The sequence below is a fragment of the Calothrix sp. CBUCES-K 9914 genome (assembly GCF_059640475.1).
The window spans coordinates 1-21,675 of record NZ_JBXXZH010000081.1 but is presented as its reverse complement, the minus strand read 5'-3'; the positions used below and the strand labels follow the sequence as shown (position 1 = coordinate 21,675).

The window sequence follows — 21,675 nt, the reverse complement described above, 5'->3', positions numbered from 1 at the left end:
ATTCTCAGATACTTCCAGCAGATGTAGCTTTTTTGACATTTTTGTTGCTCAAGTTGCTAACCGCTACTTGGAATATCTGACTTAATATATTGAGAAGGTTGACACCTAGAAGTAGGTTGTAACTAAAGAATGTATGTCTAATGGGTCAATACGGACATACTTGTATTCAAATTTACAGCTTTTACTTTTACTGATATTACTTTATGTAAGTCTGTATTTTGTTCTTGCATTATAATCACGATTCTTAATTGTATTATTCTCCAGCTGGAACCACGCGACTAATTAGTGATAGCAGATAGTATATTACTAATTCATAAGTACTGATAACAGTGTTAGTCGATAGTTACTAGTTAGCAAGTTGTCAAAATAAAATCAGTATTTGAGTGTGTATAACAAACTCAATAACTAAGTTCAGTATGCTTATGAGTGATTTGTATAACTACTACTCAATAAGTTGATGTCAAGTCAAATATATAGATATAGATGTAGATATAGCGTTTCCCGGTAAGCGTGAAGTACGTTTTTGATGCTGCTTATTTAATAGCAAAGAATTAGATGTACCTCATTTGCTTAGGAAACGCTATACCGAAATTTATATAGGTATCTCCTGCTAATATCGCAGATTGTATATTTGATTATGATCAGAGAATAGTAGTAAAAATAAATCAAAACATAAGAACAAAATAGTCATATATTTGCAAGTAATCTTTGATAATTAGACGACCTCAGCTTATAGCTTGAAAAATGAATTTTCAGATATATAAGCTTTTAATAATAAAGAGGAATTGTATATGTCATGCTTTTTAATGAAAGCTTGCTTAATATTAATGGATGTACTTGCATTCATTGATTAAAGCTAAAAATGATTACTAAAAGTATATCAGCAAAAAATGCGTAACGAAAGCAATGCGATTTTACTCGTATGCTTTAATCAGTTAAACAAGTTTTATTTGAGGAAAACACATGAACGTTTACTATCCTAATTCTGGTAATCTAAGCGAGTGGACTGAGTGGCATCTAACTCCTAGGGGATGGGAGCAAGGTATTCAAAAGCGAGAATCTTCTACTCAAATAAAACAAGTAGAAACGTCTCAAGACAGAGTATTGACTTGTAGATATCACGAAAATGTCACAATCAATTCTGTCTGGATGCAAAAACATATTAGTGAAACTTGGAGAGATTCCAATCAACAACTTGTTGAAGAATTAATAGAGCAATTTGGTGATTGCCCACAACATCTTTAATTTTTTTATGCAATCAGTTTAATTTAATCAGTAATGATTTTTTATCTTAGTATTATGTTGTATTGTTTTATCGGAGATCATTCAGGAATCTTTACTTCACATCATGTTTTAGCGACATGAACATGAGTACGACGTATAACTCTGTAATTAAAAAAGGAATTGTTATTGAAGATGACTGTTGGCTTGGACATGCGGTAACAGTTCGCATAGGGAGTGACTATTGGCAGAGGAAGTGTTATTGGCGCCGATTCAGTTGTCACTTTGATATATTCCTCTTTATTCGGTTGCAGTAGGTGTACCAGCAAGAGTTATCAAGAATAGACAAGCGAATGCAGGTCTAACTTCACAGCCTGCTCCCCGCAACAATCATGTGAGCGCGTAAAGAATACATTTTACATCTACCTAACAAACTACCAATTTAGTTGGAGAGTGAATCAATGAATAAGCCTATAGAAAAATCTTCTCGGTTACGTCTTCATTATTTAGATGGTTTACGTGGACTTGCTGCTTTATATGTAGTGTTTGTCCATATTGAGCCACAAATGGGAGCAACATTACCTCTATTCTGGTCACTATTTGGGAAAACGCTTAGATATGGTGGATTTGCAGTAGCAATTTTTATAGCTCTATCTGGTTATGTTTTAATGCTTCCGGTATCGCGTTCCCAGAGTGGTTATATTTCAGGTACTTTGGTTGACTATATTAAGCGGCGGTCACGTCGAATTTTACCACCCTATTATGCAGCTTTACTGTTCTGTTTCTTACTAGCATTTGTAGTATTTTTGCTAGAGAAATTTAGTCAATTTCGATGGGATGAGATTGCTTCTGAAGGACCATTCTCTCCAAAATTTACATTAATTGATGTGTTGTCTCACTTACTATTGGTTCATAATCTTAGTCCCGTCACTCACATGACTATAAACCCACCAATGTGGAGTGTGGCAACAGAGTGGCAAATTTCCTTTATATTTCCATTAATATTACTACCAGTTTGGCGCCGTATGGGAATGCTTGCATCTGTAATTACTGCCTTTGTGATTAGTCTCTTACCTATATATTTATTAAATGGGTTGTTTGAGTCAGCTTCACCTTGGTATCTTGGAGTATTCGCTTTAGGAATGGCAGCAGCAGAAATAGGATTTTCGACTAAACCAAAGTTAGTAAGTATGAGAAATTCTCTACCTTGGGGAACGCTCAGTATTGTATTTACTATTATTGCTTTTATCACTGAGTGGAGGAAGCTAGGATTACATATATGGATAGGTCATAGCTTTTTCGGAATAGCAAGCGCTTGCCTATTTATTTACTGTACAAAGTTTATCACTGATGCTAAAAAGGCACCTCTAATTTTAAAGATATTCGAGCATCCTCTTGCAGTAGACTTAGGAACCATTTCCTATAGTTTATATCTAACTCATGGTCCAGTACTTTCATTAGTCCGTTACGGTTTATTCAACTTACAATTACCTGCTGGTACATTTGCGACTGCATCTTATCTGCTAGGTACAATTGCATCACTACTTTTCGCTTACCCTTTCTACCTGTTGTTTGAAAGACCATTTATGTCTAATTTTCTCCAAAAGCGAAAATTACAAGATGCTAATATTCAACAATCGACGAATACAAAAAAACTATAAATAATTTTTAAGAGTGTAAATTATGACTGAAAACTCTATTCAGACAACAATTTATGATGAACGAAAATTTCGTCTTCCTTTTCTAGATGGAATGCGCGGTATCACCGCTTTTTATGTCCTACTTACTCATCTTTGGATATACCAAGGAGAAAATCATATGTACGAGATGATGCTATGTTATCAAGTCAGTTATAAATTTTTGATTTGTTTGGCTTAAATGTTGTACATTATATGAGGTAAAGAAAGAAAAGCAATTAAGATTGTCGCAACTTGTCTAGCTTTTTTAACTGTTGCGACTGTTCTTGCAATCTAGTTTCAAGGCTCTGAAAAACATAAAAAAATCGATTCTTTCAAATAAGACAAAGAATCGACAGGGTGTGAAATTGAAGTTATGAAGATACACAAACTATATATTTACAAATTATTCTGAGAATGTGATGGAATTATGAACAAATCGGATATTGACGAAAAAATGTGGCTAATGGAAGATATAAAGTGAATTCGACTGTTGTACTCTCAAAATAAAAGTTAGCAATTTTAGGTGCATTATTTACTGAATATATTATATGCGGATATTACTTGTAGAGGATGACCCAGAACAGTTAGAGCCATTACAAGGTGTGCTGTCTGAAGCTGGATACATTGTAGATGGTGTTGAAGATGGCGACACTGCACAGTGGCTTTTGTCTAAAAAGGAATACGATTTGCTTATTTTAGACTGGATGCTACCAACCGTTAGCGGGTTAAGTCTTTGTCGGCAGTATCGACTTCTTGGAAAAATGGCGCCTGTGTTGATGCTTACTGCCAAGGATACTACACTCGATAAAGTAGAGGGTTTAGATGCGGGAGCAGATGACTATCTTGTGAAACCTGCTGACTTAGTGGAACTTTTAGCGCGCGTGCGTGCTTTGGGTAGACGTTCCCCTACTTGGGTGGGAAATACTCTTCGTGTTAGTGACCTGCAACTGCACCTGGATACATTAACCGTTGAACGTAACCAACAGACTGTAGAATTATCACCGCGCGAAAGTCAGTTGCTAGAGTATTTAATGCGTCACCAGAATCAAATTTTAACGCGCGAGCAAATTGAAGAGGCATTGTGGGAATGGGGTTCTGAGCCAGAAAGCAATGCACTAACCGTATTAGTACGTAAGTTAAGGAACCGCTTGCAACTTGTGGGCACCGCAGATTGGATAAAAACAGTTTATGGTATGGGTTATAGTTTAAAGGCGCCGGATAATTAGTTTGTAACTCGATAACTGACAAATCTGGAAATATCTTCTTTAGATAATCCTAATTGTTGAATTAGCGTTGCTTTAATTGTGGGTAGGTCAGTAACTGGATACTCGAACTCTAAATGTTGAAGTACAGAGTTAGCTGTATTAACCGTGACTAAAGTAACTCCAAGATTATTTTTAATTTCAGCTAAAATTCCTAAAACTTTAAATGCAGACCGGACTTGCATTTTTCTACCAGTTTGTAAAATTTCTTTCGCTTGTGTTTGTCCCATCTCTTGGGCAATTATAGTTTTAACAGCATTTACGTCTGTAACTGGTAGAACAAATATTAATTTTTTGAGTGCAGAATCTTCTGTTTGATATTCAACTACAGTATCATCTCGCTTTTTTTCAACTTCAACTGCGGTAATTAGTGCGTTAACTGCAAGTTGTACTTTTACCGTTTGTTTGTCTGCTTGTAGCTTACTTGTGGTATTATATGAACGGCTTAATATTTGGTTTGTTAACGATTCACCACAAGAAGCAAAACTAATCAAAAGCAGTGGCAGTAACAAAAGTGCGAATTGAGAATAATGTAGCTTTTGTAACCAGTAGAGCATTGAAATAAAAGTATGATTCGTCATGTTTAGTCGCAGCCGTAGTAATTTAGCTTTGTGGTTTACTCTAACAATGGGAAGTATTTTGGTAGTTTTTGCCTCAGTGCTATATTACCAAGAAGTTTTAGATTCATTAAAAAATCTCGACCAACTATTAGATAAAAAATCTAGAGTCATAGCAATAAATGCAAAGTATGACACATTTAAGCAACAGCTTGATTTGGAAAATGTGCCGCTATTAGGTAGTAACGTGTCACCAGTGGATAGTGACCTAGTGTACGCGCGTTGGTACAATACCCAAAAGCAAATGGTACAATTTTTCGGCGCCACTCCACCTGAGCGTTTAACAACTCTAGGATTTCATACAATAAAACCTGGGTATCATCAAGTTAGAGGAACGTTCCGAAATGCTTGGTTGCGTGAGTTAACACTTCCCATATATCAAGATGATTTATTAATTGGTTATCTTCAAGTTGCAACACCACTAACATACACTCAAAATGATTTGGCTCGGTTACGCTTAGTTTTACTTTTAACAGTTCCAGCAACTTTACTTATTATTGGTTTAGCTGGTTGGTGGTTAGGAGGATTAGCAATGCAACCAATTCGTGAAAGCTATGACCAACTACAACGCTTTACTGCTGATGCTTCCCATGAATTACGCTCACCCTTATCAGCAATTAATAGCAATGCTCAGTATGGATTAATTTCTAATAACCCTTCTGTGCAACGTCAACGGTTTGAGAATATTGTTGATACTGTAAAGTCAATGAGTACGTTGGTCAATAACTTGCTAATTCTAGCACGTCATGCAGGTCGATTACCTCCCGACTCATTGCAACCGGTTGATTTAAAGAGCGAACTAAAAAAGATAGCTTCCGAATTTACAAAACTAGAAATTACACAGCATATCAATCTTACTTATAAATTACCAACAAATAATTTAATTGTACTGGGAGATGCTAATTTACTATATCAAGCAGTAGTTAACTTGCTAACTAATGCATGTAAATATACTTCTTCTGGTGGGCAAGTTCAGCTGAATTTATTTGCTCAGTCTTCTTGGGCAGTGATTGAAATTATAGATACTGGTATAGGCATTCCGGAAGCTGATTTACCGCATATTTTCGAGCGATTTTACCGAGTTGATAAAAAACGCGCGCGCAAAACTGGTGGATATGGTTTGGGGTTATCTATTGTTGAGCAAATTGTTTCTGCACACGGAGGATATATCCGAGTCAAAAGTGTGATAAATAGAGGCTCGACTTTTAAAATTATTTTGCCATTGTAGAAGCACTATGAGTTTTGTGTATTGATATCACTTTTTAATCACATTTGATTGGTAAGCTAAAAGCAGGCAAGATAACGACGAGTAAAACCAAAGTGGATGTTTCTTCCTTAGTCACTGTTTCAATTATTCTCCTGCTTCTAGCTACAGGTGTTGCCCTGATAACACGGCGCCTTCGTGTCCCTTATGTTACAGGTTTAGTATTGGCAGGTTTGCCAATTACTGAGCTACTGTCTCGCCGCGTTGGTCTAGACCCAATCCTTGTTTTAAATCTTTTCTTGCCAATTCTCGTATTTGAAGCTGGTATCAATACAGACATCCCACGCCTGCGTAATGCGTTTAAACCAATAGCCCTCCTAGCTGGACCAGGAGCTATATTTTCTAGTGCTATTATTGCCGTCCTGTTGAAATTGTGGTTAGGACTAACTTGGATACCTGCTCTATTTATAGGAGTAATTCTGGCAAACACAGATACGGTTTCCATGATTGCTGTGTTCAAAGAAATACCAGTACCATCACGGCTTTCCACTATTGTTGAAGGAGAAACTCTGTTTAATGATGCCGCTGCCTTAGTTTCGTTTAACCTGATTGTACAGGTATATTCGACAGGTTCGCTTACGTTTTCAGAAGGAGTCCAGCAACTACTATTTATTTCTTTAGGGGGTTGCCTTGTAGGGTTAGTCTTGGGTTACTTGTGTATACCTATATTTAACCGTTTAGATGATCCCCTTAGCAGTCTTTTACTAACTGTTGCAGTTGCATTAGGAACTTTTCAGGTTGGGCAATTTATAGGTGTATCAGGTCCTGTAGCTGTGGTTGTAGCTGGATTAATTTTTGGCAATTTAGGGCTTGACAAAACTTCTGCTTCTAGTCGCATTACCTTGTTGAGTTTCTGGGAGTATGCCAGTTTTACTGTCAACACCTTCATTTTTCTACTGATTGGTGTAGAAATTAACCTGGTAACACTTTGGAAAACTTTACCTGCTATTCTACTTGCAGTTTTGGCGTATCAAGTCGGACGAATTATTACAGTCTATCCCTTGCTAGGTATAGTGCGTTTCTTTGACCGTCCAATTCCAGCGCGCTGGCAACATTTACTATTTTTAGGCAACATTAAAGGTTCGCTTTCAATGGCTCTGGCGTTAAGCTTACCCACTACACTACCAGGGCGAGAAAGTCTAATCGCTTTAGTCTTTGGCTGTGTACTATTGTCTTTAGTGGTGCAGGGGTTGAGCTTACCTTGGTTAGTAAAACGCTTAAACTTATCAAAATTTTCAGAGTCACAGCAGCAGGTTGAACAATTACAAGCCCAGTTAATTACAGCGAAAGCAGCGCAAGATGAGTTAGACACGCTATTGAAAACAGGCGTATTACCAAAAGCTGTGTATGAAGAAATGCGTTCAGCTTACCAGGTGCAAATAGCAAGTGCAGAAAAGGCATTACGAGAATTATATAATCGACGGCGCCCAGATGAGTATGATACAAAAAGTGGAGAATACAAAAAACTTGATGCTATTCGTCGTCGCTTGCTATTAGCTGAGAAAGCTGCATTAAACGAGGCAATACGTAAACGAATTCTCTTAGAAGAAATTGTCCGTGGACGGCTTCAAAAAATTGATGAGCAGTTGCTGAAGCTAGAAGATGATTAATAATTTTTTTAGAACTTAAGAACTTGGTTTTGGAAATAAAGCATTATTAGTTTTTTGAGTTTTGATTACCTTGCCAGTACTAATAAACGAAACTCCCTGCTGAAATTCAGTAGCAATCATAATTGCCTCCACTATCGGTTCCGAAATTTCAGTTTGAGATACCCATTCGACAATAAAATTTGCTCCTAAACCTCCACTAATATCACTTCTTTGTACAAAAAAATCTGTAGAAGCTAGTGGTTCTAGTTGAATAGCTTGCTTCAAAGACTGCTGGACTAATTTACCAGCGGAATCATAATAACGCACAGAAGTAATAATCAGAGGTCGATTCAAATCTGTATTACGAATACTAAGGGTAGCTGCTAAATTTAAAGCCTCTTTTTTATCAGAGTGATAAATATAGGAATAGATAGGTACATAAACAGTTTTACCTATTGCTACCTTAAAATTTTTATCTAAAGTCACCACTTTTTGAGATGGATTTATTTGATTAGTATTTGATTGTGACTCTAGTTGATTCTCTGATGATGTGCAAGATGCAAGAAAAATAAACGCAAGAAACAAAAAAAAATGTGTATACAGCTTCATTAAATTTATTTACAACCTTCGATAAAATCAATAACTTGATGTAGTGAACTAGGTTTTGTTGCAATTAGCACAGTTGAATTAGGCGCCAGTACTGTACTACCGTTAGGAATCGTTAAATCTTCATACGGATGAGATTGATAGCCAATAATTAGAGAACCAGTAGGAAAACGGGAATCTTGAGCAATTTCGGCAACGCTACGACCAATAACATAGCAATTGTTTGGGATAGAAAGTTTCAAAACCTCAATCTGTCCTTGCTCAAAATGCATCATTGATTCTACTTGCGGATACTCAATGGCATTTACCATTGTATTAACCGCTAAATCAACGGTACTAATAATATGGTTAGCTCCAACCAAACGCAACGGTTCAGCAAAATCAGGATGAAGCATCCGACTTATAATATGGGTAACACCATAATGTTTAGCGAGAGTCACCATCGCCAAGTTTAAAGCATCACTGCGGAGAACAGCTGCTAAGGCATCGGCTTTACGAATTCCAGCTTCTAGCAACACTTCTGTACTAACTGCACTTCCTTCAAAAGCCATTACTCCTACTTGTTCACGTGCATAGTGACAAGCATTAGGGTCAATGTCAATAACTGCGACAGTATGCCCTAATTCTACCAATTTTTGAGCCAAACTTAGTCCCACTAAGCCTGCTCCACCAATTAGCACGTACATTGGCTGCTCCTGATACTTTTGACTTCCTACTTCACTTTACACTTTAACTTTTAGGAATATCAAAAACACGCCACTCCTGAATACCGCAACGTTTAAGAACTGGTTCAGCACGACGGATATCATCCTCTGTTCCTTCCATTGTTACCAAATATTCTCCTTGAAATACTCGGTCGTTATAAAGTTTAGCTGCTTCTTCAGGAAGAAACCAACCTCTAAGTGCGCCAATTAAACCACCAGCAGCTGCACTAGCTCCACTTCCCAAAAGAGTAACTAAAACAGACTCAACAGCCAGTGCGGGACCAAAACCTGGAATTAACAAAACACCCAAGCCCACAACCAAGGTAAGTAAACCTGCTGTTCTAGCACTTGCTAATGCGCCCATTGCTGCACCTTCTGATGGAGTAATATTACTTTCACTCGTTTCAATATTGTCAGTATTGTCAAGTTGCTCATCTTTAGGTTTTTTGGTGATTACAGAAATCTTATTCATCGGAAAGCCATTACTTCTAAGCTCCTCAAATGCCTGTACTACATGTTGACGGTAAGGAAATATACCAATAGCATGTTGAAGTTGAGCAGAAACCATCTTACCTCTCATAAACTACTGAATGAGCTATTGCCTAATTTGTCTTTAGTATTGATCACAAATGTGAAGAGAAAGTGACTAGTGGTTCGTGTCAAAAGTTTTGGTAGTATATAAAATAACCCGTAGGTTAGGCATCTTGCCTGACCTATGCACAGGCGAGACGCCTATGCTACAAACCCTCCAAAATTAATGACACAGACCACTAGTTAGGCTACTAAAGCTTAATCAAGAGGGTCAAAACGATTAGCTAATGCTGCGACTAAAATCATTGGTAAACCTGCGACAAAACAAATTAACCATTGACTTATATTAAGCGGCGCCGTTGAAAACAAATTATTCATTACACTCCACTGACTAAAAGTAATCTGTAATACTATAGTTGTGACAATACCGATAGTGACTGCACCTAGCTTGCTAATACTTAAAAGATAAAAGATTCTGCCAACAATTAAAGCTTGAATTGCCATAGTACGTCCTAAGTCAATATTTCCTGTCGTTTGTCTTATCCATTCAAACATGCCAAAAATCAAAATCCAATTGAAAACAGAAATCAATGCGATACGTTTAATTAAACTGGCAGAAAGTAACGGTTGACGAGGATTGCGTGGTGGTTGTCGCATTACTCGCTTCGACTTTGGCTCAAATGCCAGAGGTACAGTCATGGCGATGGAGTTAACCATATTTAACCAGAGAACTTGTAAAGATAATATAGGTAACACTCTGGCAAATAACACACTAATCAAAATCGTCATCGATTCGCCGCCGTTGACTGGTAATATAAAAGCAATAGCTTTGAGCAAATTACGATAAACGGTTCGCCCTTCTTCCACCGCAGCTTGTATCGAAGAAAAATTATCATCTGTTAATATCATATCCGAAGCTTCTTTTGCTACCTCGGTTCCGGCGCCTCCCATTGCAATACCAATATCTGCTTGTTTTAGTGCAGGTGCATCATTAACACCATCACCTGTCATCGCAACAATTTCGCCTTTAGATTGTAGTGCCTCAACAATACGCAATTTCTGCTCTGGCGCCACACGAGCAAATACGACCCCATCTTCAACAGCTGTTTTTAGTTGTTGATTATCCATTTGGGCAAGTTGTTGTCCGGTAAAAGCTATGGTTTCGCCATTTTTATTAAATCCCATGCGCTTGGCTATGGCTTGTGCCGTTACAGCATGGTCGCCTGTAATCATTTTTACTTGAATACCAGCTTCAATACAGGCTTGTACTGCTATAATAGCTTCGCTTCTGGGTGGGTCAATCATCCCTTGCAAACCTAAAAAAATCAAATCGTTTTGAATATCCTTATGTTCAAGAGAGTTTTTAGTTGTAGGCACATTTTTCTTGGCAAAAGCTAATACTCTTAAACCTTGTTGAGCCATTGTATTAACAGAGGAATATATATTATCAGCTTGTATAGGCACCACTTCACCTTCTGCATTTAACATCTGCTGACAAGATTTTAGAATTGCTTCTACTGAACCTTTAATGTAAATAGTGCTGAGTGCTGAGTGCTGAGTGCTGAGTGTCGAGTAATAAGTATTAGGTGAAAGTTTCTTTCCTTGATGCAATGTTGCCATGTATTGAAACTCAGATTCAAAGGGAATTACATCAAGTCTCTTGATTTCGCGCTCTAAATTGCTTCTGTTAAGTCCGACTTTATTTGCAACAGCTATTAATGCTCCTTCTGTTGGGTCGCCAACAACTTGCCATTGTCCGTCTTTTTGTTCTAACCGCGCGTCATTGCATAAAAGTCCAGCAACTAGACACTCTACAAGAATTGGTGAAGTATTAAAGTCAACTTGCTTTTCATTCAATAAGATTTCCCCAGATGGCGCATAACCGACTCCTGTAACTTTATAATCTTGACCTCCTGCGTAAATACTTTGTACTGTCATCTGATTTTCTGTCAAAGTGCCAGTTTTATCAGAACAGATGACTGTGGCGCCTCCTAAAGTTTCCACTGCTGGTAATTTACGAACAATTGCGTGGCGCCGTGCCATCCGCGAAACACCAATTGCCAGAGTTACCGTAATTACTGCTGGCAAACCTTCAGGAATAGCACTAACTGCAAAAGCAACGGCAGCTTCAAACATTTCTGCCCAAGAATTACCATATCCTAGCCCAACTGCAAATGTTAATGCTGCAATACCAAGAATGATATATAGTAAAGTCCGACTAAATTTATCAAACTTACGAGTTAATGGAGTCTTTAAACTTGTTCCTTGTTCAATTAGCTGACTCAGGCGCCCTGTTTCTGTAGCTTCTCCAATTGCAACAACAACACCACTGCCAGTGCCAAATGTGACAAAGCTGCCAGCATAAGCCATGTTAGTGCGTTCTGCAAGAGGAATATCAAGATTAACAGGTTGAGAATTTTTTTCAACTGCGATTGATTCACCTGTTAGCGCAGATTCATTGATTTGTAAATTCCGCGTTTGGACAAGACGTAAATCTGCTGGTACTTTGTCACCCGAAGCTAGTAATACTATATCCCCAGGTACTAATTCAGTGGAAGGAACTTGTATTTTTTTACCACTTCTGATAATAGTGGCGTTAGTTTGCACCGAAGATGCTAAAGCAGCAATAGCATTTTCAGCTTTGGATTCTTGAATAAAACCAATAATCGCATTAATTAGCGTTACACCCCAAATTACCCAAGCATTTACCCACTGCCCAATTAGTGCTTTAATGGCACCTGCAATTAGTAATATATATAGTAGCGGCTGATTAAATTGCTGTAAAAACTTTACTATCGGACTGGCGCCTGGTTTACCCTTGAGTTCATTGGCACCGAAATGTGATTGTAAGCGCGCAACTTCAGACTGAGTTAAACCTGTTTCCAAGTCAGTTTCCAAATGGCGAGTAATTTCTGTTATAGATAGTTGATGCCATTGGCTTGATTGAATTATTTCTTTTCCTTCTACTCTCATATTCTGTATCTTAATAATTTGGATGTAAAAAATTTGCTTGTATTTATTGTCAAAAATAAATGTGATTTAAATGTGACTATCCTTCTTGAGACACATAATTATAATCTCAACCTTGGGAACCACCTAATTTGCTGTCACTTTTTAGTCACATTTGATTCTGATACTAAATCAATTATGGGTAATGACGTTTGGAAACATGCTTACTATCTAAGATATCAAAACCGTCCGCTCTCCACCTCAACAAGGTGTTTCACTAGCACAACAAACAAAGTAAGATTGAGTAATTAAGGAGAAAAAGAAAATACAATGAAAGGATTAAAAGGTAAAAACGCTCTAATTACAGGCGCCACTTCGGGTATTGGCGAGGTAATAGCGATTCGTTTGGCGCAAGAAGGCTGTAATATAGCTATTAACTACCGTAAAAACATTGAAGATGCCCAAGATACCCAAGACATGGCAATGGAGAAAGCTTGCCAAGATATTAACAATTGCGGTGTTAAGTCTTTATTAATTAAAGGTGATGTCTCTAAAGAAGAAGACTTTGTGAATATGGTCAATACCGTAGTTCAGGAATTTTGTAGTTCATATATACTAATTAACAATGCTGGAATTCAGAAAGAATGTCCTTCGCATGAGATAAAAACAGAAGATTTTGACTCTGTGCTAAATGTAAATTTGAGAGGTGCTTTTTTGTGCGCGCGTGAAACCATCAAACACCTGCTTTCACAAAACCGTTCTGGAGCAATTATCAATATTTCCAGCGTTCACGAAATTATTCCAAGACCACTTTACCTGAGCTATTCTATCAGCAAAGGCGGAATGGAAAACATGACGAAAACTCTAGCCTTAGAGTATGCAAATCGAGGTATTCGTGTCAACGGTGTGGCGCCAGGTGCTACCATAACACCTATCAATGAAGAATGGGTTAATGACCCTGAAAAAAAAGCAGTTGTGGAAAGTCATATCCCAATGAGTCGCGCTGGAATCTCAGAAGAAATGGCTGCTGCCGTAGCATTTTTAGCATCTGAAGAAGCAGCATATATTACAGGACAAACACTCTTTGTAGACGGAGGTTTAACGTTATATGCCGACTTTCGAGAAGCGTGGTCAGCGTAGGGTGTGTGACGCCAATAACAAACTTCAATATAGTAACAAAACCAGTAGCGTCACGCACCTTCAAAGACGTATCAACCTTAATTATAAATATGACAGAAGAACTCATCCAGAATAATCTGAAATCTTTTCTATTAGTACTTTCAGTTTCTTTGAGTGTTGCGACGCTACCACAAATATTCAGTTGGCTACGTCAAATTCCTTACACATTATTATTAGTGATTGTTGGATTAATATTAGCTTTGGTAGATATAAGGCTACTGAGTCTATCACCAGAGCTAATTTTAATTATTTTTTTACCCCCACTACTATTTGAAGCAGCTTGGAATTTAAAATGGTCAAATTTGAAACGAGATTTAATACCAATTTGTTTATATGCCGTTTTCGGTGTAGTAATTTCAATCATAGGTATTGCCCTCGGATTAAATCTATTTGCGGAAATATCTTTAACAACTGCTTTATTAATAGGCGCCAGTTTGTCTGCAACTGACCCGGTTTCTGTAACTTCTTTGTTCCGCTCATTCGGCGCCCCGCAACGCTTGACTACATTAATGGAAGGTGAAAGTCTATTTAATGATGGCATGGCTGTAGTCGCGTTTGGATTTTTAGTTACATTACAACACGGAACTGCACAATTGGGATTACAACCTCTAATTGTTAAGTTTCTCTTAGTAGTTGGTATTGGTATTACAGTTGGTTGTTTAATTGGATTTAGTATCTCTTATTTAACGCAACGTTTTGATTTGCCTTTGGTAGAACAATCTCTAACTTTAGTTGCCGCTTATGGAACCTACTTAATTACTGAAGATTTAGGGGGTTCTGGAGTAATTGGAGTTGTTATTTGCGGTTTGATATTGGGTAATTTTGGTTCCCGTGTTGGCATGAACCCACGCACGCGAATCGTTGTTACCGAGTTTTGGGAGTTTTTAGCCTTTTTTGTAAATTCTATTGTGTTTTTGCTGATTGGCGACCAAATTCGTTTCGGTATATTGCAGGCGAATTTTGTTATCATCGCCATCACAGTTAGTGCCATGATACTCGCACGGGCAATTTCGATTTATTTGTTGAGTGCTTTAAGCAACTTCCTGGCTAAATCAAAAATTTCAATCTATTACCAAACAGTTGTTTGGTGGGGAGGATTACGAGGTTCAGTTTCTATCGCACTTGCATTAAGTGTATCTGCTGCTGTTCCAGCAAAGCAAGAAATAACAGCTACAGTATTTGGTGTAGTTTTGTTTACATTACTAGTACAAGGTTTAACTACAAAGCCATTGTTAGAAAAGTTGCACCTTGTAGACGAACAAGCATCATGTCAAATATATTCGGAAGCTATAGCGCGTCAGGTAGCACTAAATCGTGTACTGAAACATTTAGCACAATTAGAAAACCGTATAGGTATAGAGCCAGAATTTTATAGTAATCAGGAAATATTGATTAAGGCAGAACTAAGCCGTTTGCAAGCAGAAATAGATAAAATGCATTTAGAATATCCGAGTTTGCAGAAATTTACCGAGGAAAAATTATGCGAAGAACTGCTAGCTGTGGAAGCTGATACGTATGCGGAACTTGTTAAAACTGGCTGGTTGAACAAGGAATTATACCCTTTTGTGCAACATACAGACAACACTACCAAGCCGTGATACTATAACTATCGTGCCGAATCCTAGTTCTATGCTTCAAAACAGCAACGCATGAACCAGATACTTATTGCTGAAGACAATCCTCGTATCAGTTCCTTCTTAGAAACTGGGTTACAAGCACATGGGTTCATAACAGCGATAGTAGCGACAGGTAACGAAGCAATAAACATTGCCGACAGTAAAATATTCGATTTATTAATTTTAGATATCGGTCTACCCGACCTCGACGGTTTTGACGTACTAAGGAACTTACGCGGTAGAGGAGAAACCCTACCAATTATTGTACTAACCGCGCGTGATACTGTAGATGATACAGTCGCAGGTTTAGAAGGAGGCGCCGACGATTATATTACCAAACCATTTCGCTTTGAAGAACTACTCGCGCGCGTCCGCGTACAAATGCGAAACCGTCACGTTCCCCGTCAACAAGAAGATACTACATTAAGAATTGGTGACATTTGTTTGGATTTGCTGACACGTCAAGTTTGGGTAGGCAATAATTTAGTAGAACTTTCCACGCGCGAATTTATCTTAGCAGAAGTATTCTTGCGTCACCCCATGCAAGTACTAAGTCGTGAACAATTATTAAATCGAATTTGGGGTTATGATTATGACCCAGGCTCAAATATAGTTGACGTATATGTAGGACATTTAAGAAAGAAATTTGGCAGCAGTCGGATAGAAACAGTAAGAGGTATAGGTTATCGCTTAAAAAGATAGCTTCCTTAGTGCTTAATTCACGCCAAATAAACTATCGTTTTGCACCTTCATTTTCGAGTGTGATGCAACCTGTGATGGAACGAGTTAGTAGGGTTACAATTTTTAATAATTATCCAGATAAAACTTAACTAAAGTTAAGTCTTTGTACTTAAAATTAGTGTAAAAATGTTGAATTACAATAGGACTTACGATACTGTCACAATCATAAGCCAGTGCGTGACGCTACAAGTCTTAATATCTACGTTGAAATTCTCTTATAGCGTCACGCACCCTACGGTGGAATGGCACTTACGGAGCGTTCTCTGCAAATTGAAATTACTGACCAAATAGAACACATAACGTGATTAAAGTTATTTCTAAGTAAAAGAGGCGCCTAAACTCCAACAATTTCAAGTTTTAGCCAAAAATAAGAGCCAATTTATCTTTGGAGCTTTAAGTACACAAATTCTCAATAATTTAATGGAAAAATCAGCATGTTAAGAATTATTAAATGGACGGCATTAAAGCTATCGGCAACCACAGGTTTATTTAGGAGAATAAAACTAAGACAAGTTTATTCGTTAATTGCTGGCAGTGCTTTTATTATATTTTCTGTGATGTTTATGCCACAGCAGCAAGTGCAAGCCCAGCTTTCTGTTTGTACACAACCTGCTCCAGGAAGTGTTGTCACAAACCCACCAGAAATCAAAAATCCTACTGCATCGAATCCTGTGAACTTGCAGGTAATCAGCGCAGGAGAGAAAAATTGCTATCTTGCAAATGGTAACGCACAAGCACCAACGCTTAGATTAACTCCCAAAGGGGGGAACAAGGCAGAACTCGTACTGCAATTGACGAACAAATTACCAGGTCAAGCACAACCAGGAATCAAGCAATGTGTTGGAGGAATTATTAAAGGAATGGCGCCATCTAATTCAACCAGTCTTCACTTCCACGGTTTAAACGTGTCCCCAGCGTGCAATCAGGATGAAGTTGTGAGTACAACAATTCAGCCAAGCGAGTCTTTTAGATATAACCTGCAACTACCGAAGCAAGAACCGCCTGGAATGTATTGGTATCATCCACACATCCACATGCAAAGCGAAGGTCAAGTACTTAGCGGATTAACAGGCGCCATTATTGTTGAAGGCATTAAGAAGTTTAACAACCAAGCTGCTCAACTTCCCGAACGGGTGTTTGTTCTGCGTGACATGGAAGTATCACCAAAGTTTGCCAACGACAGCAATGCACCGTCAAAAGACATTTCAATTAACACAGTACCGATTAAGTATCAAGGTAATGGAAATTATGATCCACCTGCCGTGATTCGTATGAACTCGAATGAACAACAGTTTTGGCGTGTGGCGTTTATATTTTAACCGTTTGCAGTATAACTACTTAATCAGGCATTGGCAATTGGGCAAAATGCTCGCGCAGCTTTTCATGAATGAACCGATAACGTCCACCGACTCGTTGCAGAAACATGCGGTCGGTAGCATAGTTGAGTAAACAAGCGTAGTTCCAGGGAATTAAGCCATTTTGCCAAAGAATCAAGCGTAAAGTAAAATGCTGAATGCAAGCCAAACCTGGAACTAGCCCACCCACCAATCTTTTACTCAACGGCATTCTGCTGAATACTAGTGCAACAAGGCAAAAGTCACTCATTCACTCATTCAAAAGAAAAAAACCTTATTTTACAGGCTTTCCGCGCTTCTCGCTCCTGGTAAGTTATTTTAGCCACGCTGTATATATTAATGAGTAATTGTAAATTGGCGGTGCCCACGATGGCGCCTGACTAGCAACAGTATCTTTTGCTAAACTGTATAAAAAGTTATAAACTATGCAATATAATTAATGAACATTAAATCTAACTTGAAGTGTTTGCATGACTACTAATACATAAGCTAATTATCAATCTGACTTCTGACTCATAGTTGTACTTTCTTCAGTTCCTTTGCTTGAATCTGTAGATTCTAAAAACATACTCAGTATTATATTGTATTATGAATAATTCTGCCAGATTTACAATATTTCTTCTAGCTGTAGTTTTTACAATATGGTTTTTATTCACCCCATATCAGCAAATCACAAGTGGCGAAGTGTTCGAGAGAGCTAGCAGAACTATTTCATTTCAATATTATAATAACTTTTTCAAAGCACCTTTTCCTTTGAACGTCGCCTCTATAGGTTTGCTTCTACCTGGAGTTTTCGTATTTCAGCTTTTATTTGGTAAACACAATTCCTGGTTTACCTCACGTCTTATTTTCCTAAGCGAAGGTCTTTTTCTAGTTGGAAGTATTCCACAAATTTTATTTTGGTCTATCTTCTCTTTTTTTGATGTTGATGTTCTAATGCCTTCGTTTTACCTCACTCATTGCATAATGATTATAACTTGCATTCTGTCATTTTTACTCTTTATACCAGTAGTTCATCGAAAGATATTTCCGCGTTCCCTGTACTAGACTTTAAAGTGACGCTGCGATATTTTAGTTAATTGAAGCAAAATTATAAGTATCCAACTAACAAAGTAAAAAAAGACCATATAAATGTTTTATTTATGTCCAAAAATTCAGCAAGGTAATGAGTTAGGAGTTTGGTGAGGTAGTTCTGACAGCTTATTCCACGATGGTGCCTCATAGCAGAACTTTTGACAAAACATCGATTACCTGCGTAGAAAATGGGGGTATCGCCTTATTGGGAACTACCAACTAATTGCGGCGCCGATAATAAAAACGGTATTTATCAGTGGTTTAATAGCTATCAGTGGTTTAATCGCAATGACAAGCAGTAATTTATTTGATTCTCAAAAAAACTCTATGACTATACCAAAGGTCAATTTTCTAACCATGTTTCGGCTGGGTTTATTCCAGATGGGGTTAGGCATCATGTCAGTTTTAACACTAGGTGTACTCAATCGCGTAATGATTGATCCAAAACTCCTAGCAATCCCAGCTACAATTGCAGCAGGCACAACGGCAATGACTTTGTTTGTTTCACCGGGTCGTGTATGGTTTGGGCAGATGTCTGATGCTAAAAAGCTTTGGGGCTATCACCGCACCGGATATATCTGGACAGGTTTATCAGTGTTGGCAGTCTTTGCGTTTCTTGCTGTACAAGTTGTGTGGCAGTTAGGCAAAAGCGTAGCCTCTGGGTGGACGCTACAAAGCACGGCTTGGGCTGTACTCTTGGGACTCGTGTTTGCCTTATATGGTCTTTGTGTTGATGCCTGCTCAACAACTTATGCCGCTTTACTGGTGGATGTTTCTGATGAGGACAACCGCTCCAAATTAGTGGGGGTTGTTTGGTCACTGTTAATGGTTGGGATTGTAGTTGGAGCTGTTATTACTAAAAAGTTGCTCCAAGGACTCACATTACAAACTTTACAACCGTCAGTCAATCGTTTGTTTATTATCTTACCTATAGTAGTGGTTTGTCTTGGGTTTATTGCGACGATTGGTGTTGAAAAAAAATTCTCCCGCTTCGCCGCGCGTTCTAAGTTGAACAACCAGGAAAAACGTATCAGCATGGCTAAAGCAATCAAAGTTTTGACAGCTAGCCGCCAAACTGCACTATTTTTCAGCTTTTTATTAGTAATGACAATTAGCTTATTCTTACAACAACCGATTCTAGAACCTTTCGGTGGCGAAGTATTTCAGATGACGGTAGCTCAAGGCGCCCTGCTGAACGCTTGCTGGGGGATTGGTGTTTTAGTTGGAATGAGCATTGCTGGTTTTGTGATTGTACCTCGCTTAGGTAAACAAAAAACGGCTCGATTGGGATGTTGGGCAGTAGCAATTAGTTTTGGGTTGGTGATTGCTAGTGGTTTCATTGGTAATCAAGTCGTGCTAAAAAGCGCCGTCTTAGTGCTGGGGGTATGTGGTGGATTACTAACAAATGGGGCAGTCACTTTAATGCTTGATCTTACAGCACAAGAAACAGCAGGGACATTTCTTGGAGCTTGGGGATTAGCTCAAGCATTGGCTCAAGCTCTAGCAACAGTAGGAGGAGGTGTACTTTTGGATTTAGGTCGCAGGTTGCTCTCTACGCCTGTGTTAGCTTATAGTCTCGTATTTGCGACATCAGCACTGGGGATGATTTGGGCGGTTCAGTTACTCAACCGAGTCAATGTTGCAGAATTTCAAACAACCGCCCAACAAGCTATTGCCTCTGTTGAGCAAAAGTGAATTACGAGGTACTTATCGCCGAATAAACTCAACAGCCTTAGCTGTGCCAGTAAGATGTTTTATTGTGTAGGTCTGTGTCTGCCCAACGTTAAATTTTGGAACTACAGAAAAGCGTTGCAATGTTGTAATGCCGTCAGTGGCGATTTTTACCTGGTTATTTTGTCCAAGGTTGACACTCGGCACAAGCAAACTAAATTCGGTTGAACCTGTGTCCACTGTACGGCGAATTGTAACACTTACCAACTGCCCAATCCCCACGTCTTGTGTACGAATTTGTTCTCCTGCAAAGTGGAGTTTCTGCTGCTTGTCCTGATAGTCAAAAGATGGTTTACCATCAATGCTAGATGTTGAATATGTAATCCGCAGATTCTGACCTTGCAGTTCATATAAATTCGGTGTTTTTGCTTCTTGTGCATGAGTTGGTAACACAGACCCAGAGAAGGCTAACAATGATATCCCTGCTAAACCTAATAATCTTCGACTAAAAAAAGTATTCATAGTTATATACCTCTATCTTTAAGCTTTGATGACTAAAACATTGCTATAAAAGTTTCTTAAATTATTAAATTTATTGTTATAAAAGTATTAGAATGACGAACCACATACATCTAAGCGCGTTTTTTCCAAAAATAATCCTTAAGATCATCTTAAGATTAATATAATTTCGGCGTTAACATAAATGCTCTCTTGTTGGGCGTTCGCTACATCCTTGAGATTATCCAAAAATATTTTACGACTGAGTGCATAAACCGAAAAAGCAGTTGTAAAGAGCGATAGGAGAGAAGTGGTTAACCAGTTATTCTGATACAAGGAGACAAGGAGACTAATACAATGGCAAGAATTCACATTCGTGATCTAACTACCCGGTGCATAAAGCTCCAGTTTCAAACGAAGTAGACAATAGAGGCAGAATTTTACCTCAATACCAAAACACAAGTGGACAGTATTGCCATGAAATTTGAATATCGCCTGAATGTAAACGACATTAAAGAAGCGAATCAAGCTCACGCCAAAAAAGGATTATTGAGATATTACCTATTAATGATTGTAATACTTCTACTAATACCAGTACTTCCGTTACTGACACAAAAAAATATTACCTTGAGCGATTTGCTAAATGTATTTTTGCCTAATTTGTTTTTGCTGGTTGTGGTATATTTCAGTTTTCGTATTTTTAGTAATTTCATGATTAAACGTACTTGGAATAGTCAACCTGGTTTGAAAAACGAAATTACTGTAGAAACGACCGAAGAAGGATTACAGATTACCACGCCATTATCAGAAGCAAGAATTAAATGGTTGATGTATACTCGCTGGCGAGAAACTCAAAATTTATTTATGGTTTATCAATCTCGTAACTGTTTCAATTTATTTCCCAAACGGGCTTTTAGTAGTGATGAGCAAATTAATGAATTTAGAGAATTATTGCGTAGAGCTTTACCCAATAAATAAATACATTTCATTGTACCAACCAAAATCATTGTTCAACAGAGAATACCTATGAAAACCAATAAATTCCAAAAAACTCTAAGAGGATGTTTGAAAAGTTTGGTTGCGTAAAATTTTATGCCAATCGTCTCACCATAATCCTAA

20 protein-coding genes are annotated in these 21,675 nt (G+C 38.0%); 13 read left to right on the top strand and 7 right to left on the bottom strand.

The features are described from left to right. The first annotated feature begins 963 nt into the window (after positions 1 to 963). The 4 genes from AC2JBO_RS19220 to rppA all read left to right on the top strand — a co-directional run bounded on the left by AC2JBO_RS19220 (position 964) and on the right by rppA (position 4,126). The gene (locus AC2JBO_RS19220) at positions 964 to 1,245 is read left to right on the top strand and encodes a hypothetical protein (protein WP_496955254.1); all 282 of its coding nucleotides are present in this window, start codon (positions 964 to 966) and stop codon (positions 1,243 to 1,245) included. A 437-nt stretch (positions 1,246 to 1,682) separates the two neighbouring features. Then, the gene (locus tag AC2JBO_RS19215; protein WP_496955253.1) at positions 1,683 to 2,882 is read left to right on the top strand and encodes an acyltransferase family protein; all 1,200 of its coding nucleotides are present in this window, start codon (positions 1,683 to 1,685) and stop codon (positions 2,880 to 2,882) included. A gap of 22 nt (positions 2,883 to 2,904) precedes the next feature. Further along, positions 2,905 to 3,099, top strand: a complete 195-nt coding sequence (locus AC2JBO_RS19210; protein WP_496955252.1) for a hypothetical protein — start codon at positions 2,905 to 2,907, stop codon at positions 3,097 to 3,099. Positions 3,100 to 3,448: 349 nt separating this feature from the next. Beyond that, positions 3,449 to 4,126 (top strand): two-component system response regulator RppA, encoded by a 678-nt coding sequence (gene rppA, locus AC2JBO_RS19205; protein ID WP_496955251.1) that lies wholly within the window; start codon positions 3,449 to 3,451, stop codon positions 4,124 to 4,126. Here the strand turns inward: rppA and AC2JBO_RS19200 are convergent. Beyond that, entirely contained in the window at positions 4,123 to 4,743 is a 621-nt protein-coding gene (locus AC2JBO_RS19200) for a hypothetical protein (protein WP_496955250.1), read from the bottom strand. The two genes, rppA and AC2JBO_RS19200, sit on opposite strands and share 4 nt — an antisense overlap. On the opposite strand from AC2JBO_RS19200, the gene AC2JBO_RS19195 reads away from it, so the two are divergent. After that, positions 4,742 to 6,007, top strand: coding sequence for a sensor histidine kinase (locus AC2JBO_RS19195; protein WP_496955249.1), 1,266 nt, complete (start codon positions 4,742 to 4,744; stop codon positions 6,005 to 6,007). The genes AC2JBO_RS19200 and AC2JBO_RS19195 overlap by 2 nt on opposite strands. A 92-nt stretch (positions 6,008 to 6,099) precedes the next feature. Continuing rightward, positions 6,100 to 7,653, top strand: coding sequence for a cation:proton antiporter (locus AC2JBO_RS19190; RefSeq protein ID WP_496955248.1), 1,554 nt, complete (start codon positions 6,100 to 6,102; stop codon positions 7,651 to 7,653). A 15-nt stretch (positions 7,654 to 7,668) separates the two neighbouring features. Here the strand turns inward: AC2JBO_RS19190 and AC2JBO_RS19185 are convergent, their stop codons facing one another. From AC2JBO_RS19185 to AC2JBO_RS19170, 4 genes are all read right to left on the bottom strand, one after another. Continuing rightward, entirely contained in the window at positions 7,669 to 8,241 is a 573-nt protein-coding gene (locus tag AC2JBO_RS19185) for a DUF3124 domain-containing protein (protein ID WP_496955247.1), read from the bottom strand. A gap of 5 nt (positions 8,242 to 8,246) precedes the next feature. Further along, complete coding sequence (locus tag AC2JBO_RS19180) at positions 8,247 to 8,924, bottom strand: potassium channel family protein (protein ID WP_496955246.1); 678 nt, start codon at positions 8,922 to 8,924, stop codon at positions 8,247 to 8,249. 43 nt (positions 8,925 to 8,967) lie between these two features. Further along, positions 8,968 to 9,510, bottom strand: a complete 543-nt coding sequence (locus tag AC2JBO_RS19175) for a hypothetical protein (protein WP_496955245.1) — start codon at positions 9,508 to 9,510, stop codon at positions 8,968 to 8,970. Between the two features lie 221 nt (positions 9,511 to 9,731). Continuing rightward, complete coding sequence (locus AC2JBO_RS19170) at positions 9,732 to 12,446, bottom strand: cation-transporting P-type ATPase (RefSeq protein WP_496955244.1); 2,715 nt, start codon at positions 12,444 to 12,446, stop codon at positions 9,732 to 9,734. A 72-nt stretch (positions 12,447 to 12,518) separates the two neighbouring features. Here AC2JBO_RS19170 and AC2JBO_RS19165 point away from each other — a divergent pair, with 72 nt between their 5' ends. The 5 genes from AC2JBO_RS19165 (at position 12,519) to AC2JBO_RS19145 (ending at position 17,277) form a co-directional block, all read left to right on the top strand. Continuing rightward, positions 12,519 to 12,734, top strand: a complete 216-nt coding sequence (locus AC2JBO_RS19165; protein ID WP_496955243.1) for a Fe-Mn family superoxide dismutase — start codon at positions 12,519 to 12,521, stop codon at positions 12,732 to 12,734. Positions 12,735 to 12,752: 18 nt separating this feature from the next. Continuing rightward, positions 12,753 to 13,562, top strand: coding sequence for a glucose 1-dehydrogenase (locus AC2JBO_RS19160; RefSeq protein WP_496955242.1), 810 nt, complete (start codon positions 12,753 to 12,755; stop codon positions 13,560 to 13,562). Positions 13,563 to 13,651: 89 nt separating this feature from the next. Continuing rightward, positions 13,652 to 15,199: a cation:proton antiporter gene (locus tag AC2JBO_RS19155; RefSeq protein ID WP_496955264.1), complete on the top strand. Its 1,548-nt coding sequence runs from the start codon at positions 13,652 to 13,654 to the stop codon at positions 15,197 to 15,199. A 51-nt stretch (positions 15,200 to 15,250) separates the two neighbouring features. Continuing rightward, the gene (locus AC2JBO_RS19150; RefSeq protein ID WP_496955241.1) at positions 15,251 to 15,919 is read left to right on the top strand and encodes a response regulator transcription factor; all 669 of its coding nucleotides are present in this window, start codon (positions 15,251 to 15,253) and stop codon (positions 15,917 to 15,919) included. Between the two features lie 473 nt (positions 15,920 to 16,392). Continuing rightward, on the top strand, positions 16,393 to 17,277 hold the full coding sequence (locus AC2JBO_RS19145) for a multicopper oxidase domain-containing protein (RefSeq protein ID WP_496955240.1): 885 nt from the start codon (positions 16,393 to 16,395) through the stop codon (positions 17,275 to 17,277). A gap of 19 nt (positions 17,278 to 17,296) precedes the next feature. Here the strand turns inward: AC2JBO_RS19145 and AC2JBO_RS19140 are convergent, their stop codons facing one another. Further along, positions 17,297 to 17,563, bottom strand: coding sequence for a hypothetical protein (locus AC2JBO_RS19140; protein WP_496955239.1), 267 nt, complete (start codon positions 17,561 to 17,563; stop codon positions 17,297 to 17,299). 1,112 nt (positions 17,564 to 18,675) lie between these two features. Here AC2JBO_RS19140 and AC2JBO_RS19135 point away from each other — a divergent pair. After that, on the top strand, positions 18,676 to 20,082 hold the full coding sequence (locus AC2JBO_RS19135; protein ID WP_496955238.1) for a BCD family MFS transporter: 1,407 nt from the start codon (positions 18,676 to 18,678) through the stop codon (positions 20,080 to 20,082). 12 nt (positions 20,083 to 20,094) lie between these two features. Here AC2JBO_RS19135 and AC2JBO_RS19130 read toward each other — a convergent pair whose 3' ends face one another. Next, positions 20,095 to 20,580: a hypothetical protein gene (locus AC2JBO_RS19130; protein WP_496955237.1), complete on the bottom strand. Its 486-nt coding sequence runs from the start codon at positions 20,578 to 20,580 to the stop codon at positions 20,095 to 20,097. A 453-nt stretch (positions 20,581 to 21,033) separates the two neighbouring features. Between AC2JBO_RS19130 and AC2JBO_RS19125 the strand changes: the two genes are divergently transcribed. Continuing rightward, positions 21,034 to 21,534 (top strand): YcxB family protein, encoded by a 501-nt coding sequence (locus tag AC2JBO_RS19125; RefSeq protein ID WP_496955236.1) that lies wholly within the window; start codon positions 21,034 to 21,036, stop codon positions 21,532 to 21,534. Positions 21,535 to 21,675: the final 141 nt, after the last annotated feature.

Excerpts from the sequence above, each read along its gene's own strand:
- AC2JBO_RS19135 (WP_496955238.1), top strand. The coding sequence starts at position 18,676 with ATGACAAGCAGTAATTTATTTGATTCTCAAAAAAACTCTATGACTATA.
- AC2JBO_RS19180 (WP_496955246.1), bottom strand. The coding sequence starts at position 8,924 with ATGTACGTGCTAATTGGTGGAGCAGGCTTAGTGGGACTAAGTTTGGCT.
- AC2JBO_RS19170 (WP_496955244.1), bottom strand. The coding sequence starts at position 12,446 with ATGAGAGTAGAAGGAAAAGAAATAATTCAATCAAGCCAATGGCATCAA.
- AC2JBO_RS19150 (WP_496955241.1), top strand. The coding sequence starts at position 15,251 with ATGAACCAGATACTTATTGCTGAAGACAATCCTCGTATCAGTTCCTTC.
- AC2JBO_RS19160 (WP_496955242.1), top strand. The coding sequence starts at position 12,753 with ATGAAAGGATTAAAAGGTAAAAACGCTCTAATTACAGGCGCCACTTCG.
- AC2JBO_RS19200 (WP_496955250.1), bottom strand. The coding sequence starts at position 4,743 with ATGACGAATCATACTTTTATTTCAATGCTCTACTGGTTACAAAAGCTA.
- AC2JBO_RS19125 (WP_496955236.1), top strand. The coding sequence starts at position 21,034 with ATGAAATTTGAATATCGCCTGAATGTAAACGACATTAAAGAAGCGAAT.
- AC2JBO_RS19130 (WP_496955237.1), bottom strand. The coding sequence starts at position 20,580 with ATGAATACTTTTTTTAGTCGAAGATTATTAGGTTTAGCAGGGATATCA.
- AC2JBO_RS19155 (WP_496955264.1), top strand. The coding sequence starts at position 13,652 with ATGACAGAAGAACTCATCCAGAATAATCTGAAATCTTTTCTATTAGTA.
- rppA (WP_496955251.1), top strand. The coding sequence starts at position 3,449 with ATGCGGATATTACTTGTAGAGGATGACCCAGAACAGTTAGAGCCATTA.
- AC2JBO_RS19220 (WP_496955254.1), top strand. The coding sequence starts at position 964 with ATGAACGTTTACTATCCTAATTCTGGTAATCTAAGCGAGTGGACTGAG.
- AC2JBO_RS19210 (WP_496955252.1), top strand. The coding sequence starts at position 2,905 with ATGACTGAAAACTCTATTCAGACAACAATTTATGATGAACGAAAATTT.
- AC2JBO_RS19145 (WP_496955240.1), top strand. The coding sequence starts at position 16,393 with ATGTTAAGAATTATTAAATGGACGGCATTAAAGCTATCGGCAACCACA.
- AC2JBO_RS19175 (WP_496955245.1), bottom strand. The coding sequence starts at position 9,510 with ATGGTTTCTGCTCAACTTCAACATGCTATTGGTATATTTCCTTACCGT.
- AC2JBO_RS19215 (WP_496955253.1), top strand. The coding sequence starts at position 1,683 with ATGAATAAGCCTATAGAAAAATCTTCTCGGTTACGTCTTCATTATTTA.
- AC2JBO_RS19140 (WP_496955239.1), bottom strand. The coding sequence starts at position 17,563 with ATGAGTGACTTTTGCCTTGTTGCACTAGTATTCAGCAGAATGCCGTTG.
- AC2JBO_RS19185 (WP_496955247.1), bottom strand. The coding sequence starts at position 8,241 with ATGAAGCTGTATACACATTTTTTTTTGTTTCTTGCGTTTATTTTTCTT.
- AC2JBO_RS19195 (WP_496955249.1), top strand. The coding sequence starts at position 4,742 with ATGTTTAGTCGCAGCCGTAGTAATTTAGCTTTGTGGTTTACTCTAACA.